Origin of the sequence: Cellulosimicrobium sp. AB352, assembly GCF_049538415.1 — a bacterium.
GTDB classification, from domain to species: Bacteria; Actinomycetota; Actinomycetes; order Actinomycetales; family Cellulomonadaceae; genus Cellulosimicrobium; species Cellulosimicrobium funkei.
The window spans coordinates 126,838-139,506 of the sequence record NZ_JBMVFX010000007.1; the positions used below are offsets into that span (position 1 = coordinate 126,838).

12 protein-coding genes and 2 tRNA genes are annotated in these 12,669 nt (G+C 72.7%); 11 read left to right on the forward strand and 3 right to left on the reverse strand.

Translation table 11 applies throughout. The features are described 5' to 3' along the window. Positions 1-162 precede the first annotated feature (162 nt). The 5 genes from gyrA (at position 163) to ACPCUX_RS07215 (ending at position 4,271) form a co-directional block, all read left to right on the forward strand. Positions 163-2,802 carry a DNA gyrase subunit A gene (gyrA, locus tag ACPCUX_RS07195; RefSeq protein WP_232322760.1) on the forward strand — a complete coding sequence of 880 codons (2,640 nt, stop codon included), beginning with the start codon at positions 163-165 and terminating at the stop codon, positions 2,800-2,802. Next, positions 2,799-3,809 carry a DUF3566 domain-containing protein gene (locus ACPCUX_RS07200; RefSeq protein ID WP_255438120.1) on the forward strand — a complete coding sequence of 337 codons (1,011 nt, stop codon included), beginning with the start codon at positions 2,799-2,801 and terminating at the stop codon, positions 3,807-3,809. Before gyrA ends, ACPCUX_RS07200 begins: the two co-directional genes overlap by 4 nt. Before the next feature lie 127 nt (positions 3,810-3,936). After that, positions 3,937-4,010, forward strand: a tRNA-Ile gene (locus ACPCUX_RS07205). 27 nt (positions 4,011-4,037) lie between these two features. After that, complete coding sequence (locus ACPCUX_RS07210) at positions 4,038-4,157, forward strand: DLW-39 family protein (protein WP_021483216.1); 120 nt, start codon at positions 4,038-4,040, stop codon at positions 4,155-4,157. A 38-nt stretch (positions 4,158-4,195) separates the two neighbouring features. Next, positions 4,196-4,271 (forward strand) — tRNA-Ala (locus ACPCUX_RS07215). A 222-nt stretch (positions 4,272-4,493) separates the two neighbouring features. Here the strand turns inward: ACPCUX_RS07215 and ACPCUX_RS07220 are convergent. Further along, a complete protein-coding gene (locus ACPCUX_RS07220) occupies positions 4,494-5,660 on the reverse strand; it encodes a hypothetical protein (RefSeq protein WP_423388450.1) in 1,167 nt (388 codons plus the stop codon). Between the two features lie 140 nt (positions 5,661-5,800). On the opposite strand from ACPCUX_RS07220, the gene ACPCUX_RS07225 reads away from it, so the two are divergent. Together ACPCUX_RS07225 and ACPCUX_RS07230 are read left to right on the forward strand one after the other, a co-directional pair. Further along, the gene (locus ACPCUX_RS07225; protein WP_021483785.1) at positions 5,801-6,340 is read left to right on the forward strand and encodes a peptidylprolyl isomerase; all 540 of its coding nucleotides are present in this window, start codon (positions 5,801-5,803) and stop codon (positions 6,338-6,340) included. 107 nt (positions 6,341-6,447) lie between these two features. Then, positions 6,448-7,257: a rhomboid family intramembrane serine protease gene (locus ACPCUX_RS07230; protein WP_423388451.1), complete on the forward strand. Its 810-nt coding sequence runs from the start codon at positions 6,448-6,450 to the stop codon at positions 7,255-7,257. A 106-nt stretch (positions 7,258-7,363) separates the two neighbouring features. Here ACPCUX_RS07230 and ACPCUX_RS07235 read toward each other — a convergent pair whose 3' ends face one another. Next, on the reverse strand, positions 7,364-7,615 hold the full coding sequence (locus tag ACPCUX_RS07235; RefSeq protein ID WP_021483485.1) for a cell division protein CrgA: 252 nt from the start codon (positions 7,613-7,615) through the stop codon (positions 7,364-7,366). Between the two features lie 347 nt (positions 7,616-7,962). Between ACPCUX_RS07235 and ACPCUX_RS07240 the strand changes: the two genes are divergently transcribed. The 4 genes from ACPCUX_RS07240 to ACPCUX_RS07255 are packed head-to-tail and all read left to right on the forward strand — an operon-like array spanning position 7,963 to position 10,389. Continuing rightward, a complete protein-coding gene (locus ACPCUX_RS07240; RefSeq protein WP_232322665.1) occupies positions 7,963-8,763 on the forward strand; it encodes a DUF881 domain-containing protein in 801 nt (266 codons plus the stop codon). Continuing rightward, positions 8,760-9,539: a class E sortase gene (locus ACPCUX_RS07245; RefSeq protein WP_085386962.1), complete on the forward strand. Its 780-nt coding sequence runs from the start codon at positions 8,760-8,762 to the stop codon at positions 9,537-9,539. Before ACPCUX_RS07240 ends, ACPCUX_RS07245 begins: the two co-directional genes overlap by 4 nt. Beyond that, on the forward strand, positions 9,539-9,733 hold the full coding sequence (locus tag ACPCUX_RS07250) for a hypothetical protein (protein ID WP_021482317.1): 195 nt from the start codon (positions 9,539-9,541) through the stop codon (positions 9,731-9,733). The genes ACPCUX_RS07245 and ACPCUX_RS07250 overlap by 1 nt, the downstream gene beginning before the upstream one ends. Beyond that, positions 9,730-10,389: an aminodeoxychorismate/anthranilate synthase component II gene (locus ACPCUX_RS07255; protein ID WP_085386961.1), complete on the forward strand. Its 660-nt coding sequence runs from the start codon at positions 9,730-9,732 to the stop codon at positions 10,387-10,389. The genes ACPCUX_RS07250 and ACPCUX_RS07255 overlap by 4 nt, the downstream gene beginning before the upstream one ends. 116 nt (positions 10,390-10,505) lie before the next feature. Here the strand turns inward: ACPCUX_RS07255 and pknB are convergent, their stop codons facing one another. Beyond that, positions 10,506-12,581 carry a Stk1 family PASTA domain-containing Ser/Thr kinase gene (gene pknB / locus ACPCUX_RS07260; protein WP_396049789.1) on the reverse strand — a complete coding sequence of 692 codons (2,076 nt, stop codon included), beginning with the start codon at positions 12,579-12,581 and terminating at the stop codon, positions 10,506-10,508. Positions 12,582-12,669: the final 88 nt, after the last annotated feature.

Below are 12,669 nucleotides of genomic sequence, written 5' to 3' on the forward strand. Positions count from 1 at the left end.
GGGCGGCAGGACCGGACGCCCCGGCGCGGCCCGCCCTCCCGGGCGGGTCCGGAGGTCTTCCAGGACGACGACGCACGAAGAGACGAACGAACGAGGTAGACCGTGACCGACGAGCAGAACCCCGAGAACGAGCCCACGGCTCCCGGCGACGGGTCCGAGGAGATCGTGCACGCCGACGGGACGGCGGTCGCGGTGCACCACGGGCGCATCGAGCAGGTGGACCTGCAGCTCGAGATGCAGCGGTCGTACCTCGACTACGCGATGAGCGTCATCGTGGGTCGTGCGCTGCCGGACGTGCGCGACGGCCTCAAGCCCGTGCACCGGCGCGTGCTGTACGCGATGTACGACGGCGGCTACCGCCCCGACCGCTCGTACTCGAAGTGCTCGCGCGTCGTCGGCGACGTCATGGGCAAGTTCCACCCGCACGGCGACAGCGCGATCTACGACGCGCTCGTGCGCCTCGTGCAGGACTGGTCGCTGCGCTACCCGCTCGTCGCCGGCCAGGGGAACTTCGGCTCCCCCGGCAACGACCCGGCGGCCGCCCCGCGGTACACCGAGTGCCGCATGGCGCCGATCGCCATGGAGATGGTCCGGGACATCGACAAGGACACCGTCGACTTCCAGGACAACTACGACGGCCGCACCCAGGAGCCGTCGGTCCTGCCGGCCCGGTTCCCGAACCTGCTGGTCAACGGCTCGGCGGGCATCGCCGTCGGCATGGCGACCAACATCCCGCCGCACAACCTCCGCGAGGTCGCGGCGGGCGTGCAGTGGCACCTCGACCACCCGGACGCCTCGCGCGAGGAGCTCCTCGCGGCGCTGCTGCAGCGCATCAAGGGCCCGGACTTCCCCACGGGCGCCACGATCCTCGGCCACAAGGGCATCGAGGAGGCGTACCGCACGGGCCGCGGCTCGATCACCATGCGCGCCGTGGTCAACGTGGAGGAGATCCAGGGCCGCGTGTGCCTCGTCGTCACGGAGCTCCCCTACCAGGTGAACCCGGACAACCTGGCCGCGAAGATCGCGGACCTCGTCAAGGAGGGCCGCATCCAGGGGATCGCGGACATCCGCGACGAGACGTCGGGCCGCACGGGCCAGCGCCTCGTCGTCGTGCTCAAGCGCGACGCGGTGGCGAAGGTCGTCCTCAACAACCTGTACAAGCACACCCAGCTCCAGGACACGTTCGGCGCGAACATGCTGGCGCTCGTCGACGGCGTGCCGCGCACGCTGAGCCTCGACGCGTTCGTCCGGCACTGGACGACGCACCAGCTCGACGTCGTCGTGCGCCGCACGCGGTACCTGCTGGCGGAGGCCGAGCGCAGCATCCACATCCTGCGCGGGTACCTCAAGGCGCTCGACGCGCTCGACGAGGTCATCGCGCTGATCCGGCGCTCGCCCGACGTCGAGGAGGCGCGCACGGGCCTCATGGAGCTGCTGGGCGTCGACGAGGTCCAGGCGACCGCGATCCTCAACCTCCAGCTGCGCCGACTTGCGGCCCTGGAGCGGCAGAAGATCCTCGACGACCACGACGCGCTCGAGCGCCAGATCCTCGACTACCAGGACATCCTGGCCAAGCCCGAGCGACAGCGGTCGATCGTGGGCGACGAGATGGGCGAGATCGTCGCGAAGTACGGCGACGAGCGTCGGACGACGATCCTCCCGTTCGACGGCGAGGTCTCCATCGAGGACCTCATCGCCGAGGAGGAGATGGTCGTCACCATCACGCGCGGCGGGTACGTGAAGCGGACGCGCAGCGACAGCTACCGCGCCCAGAAGCGCGGCGGCAAGGGCGTGCGCGGCACGCAGCTGCGCGAGGACGACATCGTCGACCACTTCTTCGTGACGACGACGCACCACTGGCTGCTGTTCTTCACGAACCTCGGCCGCGTCTACCGCGCGAAGGCGTACGAGCTCCCGGAGGGCGGGCGCGACGCCAAGGGTCAGCACGTCGCGAACCTGCTCGCGTTCCAGCCGGGCGAGAAGATCGCGCAGGTGCTCGACCTGCGCGACTACGACGCGGCGCAGTACCTGGTGCTCGCGACGCGTCGCGGCCTGGTGAAGAAGACGCGGCTGTCGGAGTACGACTCGCCGCGCTCGGGCGGCCTCATCGCGATCAACCTGCGCGAGGACGAGTCCGGGACGCCCGACGAGCTCGTCGCGGCGCTCCTCGTGGACGCCGACGACGACCTCATCCTCGTGTCGCGCAAGGGCCAGTCCATCCGCTTTCCCGCCGACGACGACACGATGCGGCCGCTCGGCCGCGCGACGTCGGGCGTCACGGGCATGAAGTTCCGCGACGGCGACGAGCTGCTCTCGGCCGACGTGGTCGAGGAGGGCTCCGACCTCTTCGTGGTCACGGAGGGCGGGTTCGCGAAGCGCACGCGGATCGACGAGTACCGCGTCCAGGGTCGCGGCGGTCTGGGCATCAAGGTCGCCAACCTGGTGGAGGCTCGTGGAGATCTCGTGGGGGCTCTGGTGACGGAGGCCGACGACGAGGTGCTGGTCATCATGGAGCGCGGGAAGATCGTGCGGTCCGCGGTCGGCGAGGTGAACCTCACCGGTCGGAACACGCAGGGGGTGACGTTCGCGAAGCCCGACAAGGGCGACCGCATCATCGCGGTCGCGCGGAACGTCGAGCGTCGTCTCGGAGAGGATCGGGATACCGTGGAGGGCGAGGACGGGACCGGCACGGCCCCGGGCGTCACCGACACGAGCAGCGCACCGACCACCGACGCGACCGCCTCGTCCGACGGGGCGGGCGGGACCGACCCGGCCCCCGGAACCACCGAGGAAACCAGATGAGCAGCGAGAACAACGCACCGCCGACCATCACGCCGCGGCTGACCGTGCCGCGGCCGGACACGGACGCGTCGGCACGCCCCGCGGCCGCGTCCCCGAGCCGGCACGGCGAGGCGGACGGGACGTCGTCGAACGGCTCGTCGAAGAAGGGCTCGTCGAAGGGCGCCTCGGCGCCGGCGACCCCGCGTGACGGGGCGACGGCCGCCGTCCCGCCGCCTCCCCCGCCGCCCCCGGGCCCGGCCGCCCAGGCCGCGCCCGCGCCCGCGCAGGGCACGGTGGACGACGACGGCATGGAGCGCGCGTCGGGCGAGAGCCGTGTCGCGGTCGCGCGTGCCGGGGCCGTGAAGGCGGCGGCCGCGGCGATCGCGGCGGCGAAGACGGCCGCGAAGAAGGTGTCGGCGGCGGTCCCCGCCGCACCCGCAGAGACGGAGCCCGAGCGCGGGCACGACGAGATCGACGACGAGACGGTGAGGCGCGTGCCCACGACCACCTCGGCCCCCACGAGCGCGGCGGCCGCCGGCGCTCCCGCCGGGGCCTCCATGCACTACTCCGCCGCCGGCGTGACGGGCACCGCGAGCCCGCTCACGGGCGCCACGCCCGCCGTGGGGACCGCGACGGGCGCGACGCCCGCCGTCCGGCCCGACGGCGGCCCGCGCCGCGTGCGGCTCGCGGTCTCGCGCGTCGACCCGTGGTCCGCGATGAAGCTCGGCTTCCTCCTCGCGGTCGCCATCGGGATCATGACCGTCGTCGCGACCGCCGTCGTCTGGTACGTGCTCGACGGCATGCAGGTCTTCTTCAAGATCGAGGAGCTGTTCACGCAGATCGTCGGCACGGAGACGGACGTCGACATCCGCCAGTACGTCGCGTTCGGCCGGGTGATCTCGATCGCCACGCTGCTCGGCGTGGTGAACGTCGTCATCATCACGGCGCTCTCGACGATCATGGCGTTCCTGTACAACATCGTCGCGGCGCTCGTGGGTGGCGTGCACCTCACGCTCACCGACGACTGACCGCGCACCGGCTCCCCGACCGGGAGGCACGGGCCCTCGGTTTGGGTCTGCGGCTCCCGGTGGGGTAACCTCAATCGCTGCCTGCGAGCGGAGCAGCCCTCCTGGGGCTGTCCGGCGAGGCGCGTGCGGGCCTATAGCTCAGACGGTTAGAGCGCTTCCCTGATAAGGAAGAGGTCAGAGGTTCAAGTCCTCTTAGGCCCACTGCCAACCCACTCGAGGGGGAACACCATGAAGAAGCTCCTGCTCCTGCTCCTCGCCGCCGGCGCCGGGTACCTCGTGTGGCGCAAGTACACGGAGGACAACGCCGAGCGCGACCTCTGGGCAGAGGTCACCGACACCTTCGAGTGAGCACCTCTCGCCGCTGACCGGCCCCGGCCGCGTCACCCGGGGCCATGGCGCAATTGGTAGCGCACCTGCTTTGCAAGCAGGGGGTTGGGGGTTCGAGTCCCCCTGGCTCCACCATCGTCACGACCACGAAGACCCCGTCCGGCTGCGGACGGGGTCTTCGTGCGTCCGGCCTCGGCGTCGGCGTGCCCGCCGCCGAGGCTGCGTGCCGCCGCCGCGTGCCGCCGCCGTGCCCGCGTGCTCGTGAGGTCTCCGCCCCCTGGGGACGACGAGGGGCCCGTCCCTGCTGGGACGGGCCCCTCGGTCGTCGGTCACCGTCCGAGGACGGCGGGTGGAGCGTCAGGCGTCGTCGGCCTTCTTCGCGGCGTCCTCGGCCGCGGACTCGGCGGCCTCGCGCGCCTTCTTGCCGGCGTCGCCCAGGTCGTCCTTGGCGTCCGCCGCGGCGTCCTTGACGTCCTCCGCCGTGTCCTTCACCGCGTCCTTCGCGCCGGCAGCGCCGCCACGGGTGGTGCTGCGGGCCCGGCTCGTCGCCTTCTTCGCCGCGTCCTTCGCGTCCGAGACGGCCTCGGTGACGCGGTCGGTGACGTCGTCGCGGACCTCGGCAGCGCGCTCGGCCAGCTTGTCGGTGGCCTCGCGGCCCTTCGCGACGGCGGCGCCCGCAGCCTCGCCGATCGACTCGGCGGCGTCCCCGACGGCGTGCTTGGCGTCGCCGACGACGTCGTCGAAGTGGACCTGCTGCTGCTCCTGCTCCCACGGCTCGGCCCAGGGGTCGGTCGTGGGCTGCGCGCGGCGGTAGAGCACGTAGCCGACGCCCGCGGCGGTCACGCCACCGGCGATCCACCAGAGCGTGCGGCCCTTGCCCTTCGAGGAGTCGGCCGCGGCGGCCTTGGCCGCCGCCTTGTCCGCGGCCGCGGCGAGCTTGGCGGCCGCCTTCTCCGCGGTCTTGTCGGCGTGCTTGGCGGCCTTCTTGCCGGCCTTGCCCGCGGACTTCTGCGCCTGCTTCGCGGCCTCCGCCGTCGCCTTCTTGGCCTGCTTCGCGAGCTTGCGCGCCTCCTTGCCCGACGCGGCGGCTGCCGCGGCCGTGGCGGCGGCGGTCGCCTCGGCCGCGTTGTCCGCGGCACGCTGGGCGGAGTCGGCCGCGCTGGCGGCGGCGGCGTTGAAGCTCGCGACGATCTTCGGCAGCACGTCCTCCACGAGGCGGTCGTGCGCCGTGTCGATGGCGGGCGCGGCCTTGGTCGCGGCCTTCTCGACGCGCGGCGCGGCGGCCTGGATGCTGTCCTGCCACGCCTTCTCGACGCGCGGCTGGAGCCACTCGAGGAACGCCTCCACCTTGGGCGTGCCCCACTCCTTGGCGTGCACCGCGGCGTCCTTGGCCTGGTCCGCGAGCTGGGTCGCGGCGCTCTGCGCGGTCGCGGCGGCCTGCGCGGCCTGTTCCTTCAGCTTCTCGGTGTCGATCGACTCGAGCGTGTCCTTGACGGAGTCGCTCGCTGAGCGAGTACGGGTCATGCGTGCTCCCCGGGGTCGTCGTCCGACGGGACGAATGTGCGGATGCGATGCGTTTCCGCCCACTCTGCCACCACCCCGGCCACGCCGCGAGACATCGCCCCGGACGGGTCGGGCGCGGGTCTCGTGGGAAGATGGTGCCCATGTTCGCAACCCTCCACACGACCGCAGGTGACATCCGGATCGAGCTCCTGCCGAACCACGCCCCGAAGACGGTGGCGAACTTCGTCGGGCTCGCCCAGGGCACCACGACGTGGTCCGACCCCCGCACCGGCGCCGAGCGCACCGAGCCCTTCTACGACGGCCTGATCTTCCACCGCGTGATCCAGGACTTCATGATCCAGGGCGGCTGCCCGCTCGGGACCGGCACCGGCGGCCCCGGCTACACGTTCAACGACGAGATCCACCCCGAGCTCCAGTTCGACCGCCCGTACCTGCTGGCGATGGCGAACGCGGGCGTGCGCCGCAACCCGGTGACGGGCGAGGCCGAGGGCACCAACGGGTCGCAGTTCTTCATCTCGACGGTCCCCACGCCGTGGCTCAACGGCAAGCACACGATCTTCGGCGAGGTCGCGGACGACGAGTCCCGCGCCGTCGTCGACGCGATCAACGCGACGCCCACGCGTCCGGGCGACCGCCCGCAGGAGGACATCGTCATCACGTCCGTCACCATCGAGGACTGACCATCTCGGCGACACCTCCCGGGCCACCCGGCCCGCCGGCGTACGGGACGGCCGGACCGCACGACGGTCCCGCCGTCCCGCCGGTGTGCCCGCGGCACCCCGACCGCGTGTCGTACGTGCGCTGCCAGCGGTGCGGGCGCCCGGCGTGCCCCGAGTGCCAGCGACCGGCCGCGGTCGGCATCCAGTGCGTCGACTGCGTGCGCGACGCCGCCCGCCAGGCGCCGACGCAGCGCACCGCGCTGGGTGGGAAGGTGCGCGGCGGGCCGCCCGTCGTGACGTTCACGATCATCGGCCTGTGCGTCGTGAGCTGGCTCCTCCAGCTCGTCACGGGCGGCACGTGGACGAACATGCTCGCGTTCGCGCCCTGGGTCGGCGAGCTTCAGCCCTACCGCTTCCTCACGGCGGCGTTCCTGCACTCGACGAGCCCCGTCCACATCCTCTTCAACATGTACGCCCTGTGGATCACGGGCCCGTTCCTCGAGCAGCAGCTCGGCCGGCTGCGCTTCACGGCGCTCTACCTGCTCTCCGCGCTCGGCGGCTCCGTCGGCTACCTGCTCCTCGCGGGGGGCCCGACGTCGGGGGCCTGGTACCAGCCTGTCGTCGGCGCCTCGGGCGCGGTGTTCGGCCTCTTCGGGGCGATCCTGCTCGTCCTGCGCCGGACGGGCCGGAACGCGATGCAGATCGTCGTGCTCATCGGCATCAACTTCGCGATCGGGCTGTTCTTCCCCGGCATCGCGTGGCAGGCGCACCTGGGCGGTCTAGTCGTGGGGCTCGCGCTCGGCGCCGCCTACGCCTACGCGCCGCGCGAGCGTCGCACCCTCGTGTCCGTGGGGGCGACGGTCGTCGTCGTGGTGGCGCTGGTCGCCGCCTCCTGGCTCACCTACGCGGCGGCGGACCAGTTCGGCCATCTCACCTGACGAGGCGGCCACAGGAGTTATCCCCAGGATTACTCACAGGTGTGGAACTACACCGGTGTGAGGCCCGACGGCACCGGACGGGGCCCAGGCCCCGCCCGGTGCGCGGCTACTTCCAGCGCGTCGTGAGCGCGAAGCCCGCGATGATGAAGGCGAAGCCGACCCCGAGGTTCCATGCACCGAGCGGCGGGACGGGGAGCTGCTTCGGACCGCTGAGGTAGAACAGCACGATCCACGCGAGCCCGACGAGCATGAGCCCGAGCATCGTGGGCACGAGCCAGCGCGGGTTGCCCGTCTCGGGCTTCGGCACGCTCGGCGGACGCTGCGGCTTGGGCTTCTTGCGCGACTTCGACTCGGGCACGAGGGTGGGCTCCTGTCCTGGTGGGGCTCGCTGCGCCGGCGCCGGGACGCACCGCGGGAGCGGACGCCTGCCGTCGTCGTGCAGGAACCGTGCATGGGTCGGGCGAAGGTCGTCGACGCGCCGCGAGGCTCTGCCGGAGCACAGGTCCGTCACGATCGTGGACGACGTTCGTCGACTAGCGTAGTGGGCGCACACAATAGGCACGGACACCGCGCGCGGAGGACGTGCCGCGAGGTGTGCCGCGCACGACCTCAGCACCACGCAGTCCACGACGCCGACGCACCACGCCGACGCACGACGCCGAACCGGTCGACGACCTCGTCCGCCCCCAGGAAGGAGACGGTCGCGTGAGCACCACGGACCCTGGCGCCACGGGCCCGGACGACCCCGCCGAGGGGCCGTCGTCCGCCCCGGGCGGCACGCCGCGCGCGCGTCGCGTCCGGTCCGCCGTGACGGTCGCGCTCGTCCTCGCGCTCGCCGGGGTCATGTTCACGGCGAACGCGCGCCTCGCGCGCGGCGACGAGTCCCGGCACCCGGAGAACCTCGCGCAGCTCGTCGACCGCGAGTCCGACCGCGTGGCCGACCTCGCGACGCAGGTCGACGCCCTGACGGCGGAGGTCGCGGACCTGTCGCAGACCGGGGACGCGCCCACCGGCGTCGACCCCGACCTCGCGGCGCGCACCGCCGTCGCCGCGGGGACGACGCCCGTCGAGGGCGCCGGCGTCTCCGTGACGCTCGACGACGCGCCCCCGGAGGGCAGCTACCCGGCGGGGATCCGTCCCGACGACCTCGTCGTGCACCAGCAGGACATCCAGTCCGTCGTCAACGCGCTGTGGGCGGGCGGTGCCGAGGCGATGACGCTCCAGGGGCAGCGCGTCACGGCGACGTCGGCGTTCCGCTGCGCGGGCAACATCCTGCTGCTGCACGGCCGCGTGTACTCCCCGCCCTACGTCGTGGAGGCCGTGGGTGACCCCGAGGCCCTGCGCGACGCGCTCGACCGCTCGCCGGGCGTCCAGGTGTACAAGGAGTACGTCGACGCGGTGAACCTCGGCTGGTCGGTCGAGGACGAGAGCGACATCGAGATGCCGGGCTACCAGGGGGCGCTCGAGCTCCGCTACGCGCGCCCGTCCGACGCGGTGGCGTCGTGACCGCGACGACCCCCGCACCGGTCCGCCACGCGGGGCACCGCGGCTCGGGTCGCGGTCCGGTGTCCGCCGTCGTGGGGGTGCTCGGCGAGCTGCTCATCACGCTGGGGATCCTGCTCGGCCTGTACGTCGTCTGGCAGCTGTGGTGGACGGACGTCCAGGCGGACCGCGTCCAGGCGCAGGTCCTCGAGGAGATCCAGGCGCCGACGCCGGACGCCGCGGACGTCGGCACGACGATCCTGCGCGACGACCCGCCCGTCCCCGCCGCGCCCGCGCTCGGCGAGGTGTGGGGCACGCTCTACGTGCCGCGCTGGGACGGCAAGATGATGCCGATCGCGGAGGGCACCGACAAGCGGTCGATCCTCGACCAGGCGATGGCCGGGCACTACCCCGAGACCGTCATGCCGGGCGCCGTCGGGAACTTCTCCCTCGCCGGGCACCGGCAGACGTACGGCAAGATCTTCCACGACGTCGAGGAGCTCGAGATCGGCGACCCGATCGTCGTCGAGGCCGACGGCACGTGGTACGTCTACCGCGTCGACCACATGCAGGCCGTGAAGCCCGACCAGGTCGAGGCGATCGCGCCCGTCCCGTGGCAGCCCGGCGTCGAGCCCGCCGAGCGGTACCTCACGCTGACGACGTGCCACCCGATCGGCCTCAACTCGCTCGTCGCGCGGTACATCGTCAACGCGAAGTTCGACTACTGGATGCCCGTCGAGGACGGCACGCCGCCGGAGCTCGTCGGCCAGACCGCTCCCGCCGCCGAAGGAGGCTCGTGATGTACGGGGCGCTGTGGCGCGTGCTGCCCGGCCCGGCGTGGCTGCGGGTGCTGATCCTGCTCGTCCTCGCGGCCGCCGTCGTGCTCGCGTGCTTCGAGTGGCTGTTCCCGCTCGTGTCCGAGTACATGCCGTTCAACGACCCCAACATCCAGACCGACGCCGCCGGCGCAGTGTCCGTGGAGGCCCCGCGATGACCCACCCGACCCGCATCCTCGTCGTGGACAACTACGACTCGTTCGTCTACACGATCGTCGGCTACCTCGACCAGCTGGGCGCGCAGACCGTCGTCGTGCGCAACGACGCGGTGCCGGAGCCCGACGCCGACGGTCGCTTCCGCGACGCGGACGGCACCGTGTTCGACGGCGTCCTCGTCTCCCCCGGGCCCGGCACGCCGAAGGAGGCCGGGCAGAGCGAGCACGTGATCCGCACGTGCGCCGCGTCGCGCACGCCGATGCTCGGCGTGTGCCTGGGCCACCAGGCCCTCGCCGAGGTATACGGCGCGACGGTCACGCACGCGCCCGAGCTCATGCACGGCAAGACGAGCCTCGTGGAGCACGAGGGCGAGGGCGTGCTCGCGGGCCTCCCCCACCCGTTCACCGCGACGCGGTACCACTCGCTCGCCGTCGTGAGCGACACCGTGCCCGCGGAGCTCGAGGTGACGGCGACGACCGCCGGGGGCGTCATCATGGGCCTCCAGCACAAGGACCTGCCGCTGCACGGGGTCCAGTTCCACCCGGAGTCCGTGCTCACCGAGGGTGGCCACCGCCTGCTCGCGAACTGGCTCGAGGCGTGCGGCCTGGAGGGCGCCGTCGAGCGCTCCGCGGGCATGGCCCCGCTCGTGCGCCAGTAGCGAGCACCGCGCGGCACCGGCCCCGGTCTGCCGCCCTCGGACGCCCCGCACGACGACGGGCCCTCACCTCCGTGGAGGTGAGGGCCCGTCGTCGTGGACGGCCCGGGGGCGGTGGGTCAGCCCTCGCCGTCCCCGCCGTTGCCCCCGCCGTTCCCGTTGCCGCCGCCGTTGTTCCCGCCGCCGTTGTCGCCGCCGCCGTTCGACGGTCCGGGACCGGTCGAGACGATGAGGCGCACCTCTGAGCCGACCTCGAGCTCGGTCCCGCCCCGCGGGTCGGAGCCGATGACCGTGCCCGCCGGCCACTGCTCGGACTCCTGGGTCTGCCGTGCCCCGGGGACGAGCCCGGCACCGCCCAGCGCCTCGAGGGCCTGCTGCTCGGTCATGCCGGCGAGGTTCGTCGGCACCGTCGTCGTCTCCGCCGCGCGCGGGATGGCGACCTTGAGGGTCACGGTCGACCCCTGCGGGACGCTGCCCGCGTTGGGCTGCTGCGAGAGGACCTGGTTCTCCGGCTCGTCGGACTCCTCCTCGCTGCGGTCGACCTTCAGGCCGAGCGCCTCGACGGTCGACTTCGCGGCGTCGAACTGCTGGCCCGTGACGTCCGGGAGGGCGACGAGGCCGCTCGACACGAACAGGTTGACCGTCGAGCCCGCCGGCACGGACTGGCCGGCGCCGGGGTCGGTCTTCGTCACCGCGCCCTTCGGGACGTCCGGCGAGTCCTCCGTGTTGACGTCGCCGACGTTGAGCCCGGCGTCGGAGAGGTACTGCCGGGCCTCCTCCTGCGTCTTGCCCTTGAGGTCCTGGATGGTGACGGCGTCGGGACCGGTCGAGAACCAGACGTCGACCGAGGTGCCCGGGTCGACCTGGGCGTCACCGGCGGGGCTCTGGCGGATGAACTCGCCCTCCGGGACGTCGGAGTTCTCCTCGAGGAGCGGGTTGAACTCGAGGTCCAGGCCGTCGAAGAGTGCGGCGGCCTCCTCCTGGGTCATGCCCGCCTGGACCGTCGGCACGGTGACGAGCTCCGGCTCGACGTCCTTGTTCTGGTTGATGAGCAGCATCGTCACGATCGCCGCGATGGCGAGCACGCCGACCGCGATGAGCGTCCACATGAGGCCCTTGCGGCTCTTGGGCTGCTCGTCGTCCTCGCCGGGCGGCTGCTCCCCCGGCGGGACGGCGGGCGCCGCGCTGGTCGCCCAGGGGTTCGCCGCCGCGGCGGCCGGTGCCATGACCTGCGTCGCGGACTCGACCATCGTCGGCTGGAGGTCGGCGGCCGCGGCGGCGGCACCGAGGCCGGCGGCGGCGGCCGCGACCCCGAGCGCCGGGGCCGTGATCGACCCGCCGCGCACGGCGTTCTCCAGGTCGGCCCGGAACTCGGCGGCGCTCGAGTAGCGCGCCGTGCGGTCCTTCGCGAGCGCCTTGAGCGTGATGCGGTCGAGCACCTCGGGCACGTCGGGAGCGATCGCGCTCGGCGTTGCGGGCGCCTCGCGCACGTGCTGGTAGGCCACTGCGACGGGCGAGTCGCCGATGAACGGCGGGCGCCCCGTGAGCAGCTCGTAGAGCAGGCAGCCGGTCGAGTACAGGTCGGAGCGCGCGTCGACCGTCTCGCCGCGCGCCTGCTCCGGGGAGAGGTACTGCGCGGTGCCGATGACGGCCTGCGTCTGGGTCATGGTGGCCGCGGAGTCGGCGACCGCGCGGGCGATGCCGAAGTCCATGACCTTCACCGCGCCCGTCGGCGTGATCATCACGTTGGCGGGCTTGATGTCGCGGTGGACGATCCCGGCGTGGTGCGAGTACTCGAGCGCCGCGAGGACGCCCGCCGTGATCTCGACCGCCTCGTCGATGGGCACGGCCTGACCGTCGCGCAGGATGTCCCGCACGGTGTGGCCCTCGACGTACTCCATGACGATGAACGGGACGTGCACCGCGTTGCTGGTGGCGTCCTCGTGCACGTCCTCGCCCGTGTCGTAGACCGCGACGATGGCCGGGTGGTTCAGGGAGGCCGCTGCCTGCGCCTCGCGACGGAAGCGCGCGAGGAACGACGGGTCGCGCGCGAGGTCGGAGCGCAGGATCTTGATCGCGACGGTACGACCGAGGCGGTTGTCGTGCCCGATGTGCACCTCGGCCATGCCACCACGGCCGATGAGCTCACCGACCTGGTAGCGCCCGGCAAGCACTCGGGGAGCGTTGTCCACCACTCATTCGTCCTTCGGTGTCGTCGGAGCCGTGGGCGCGTCCGCCCACGGCACAGCTGGCGCAATCATCCCACCCGCGACCCTGCGGCCA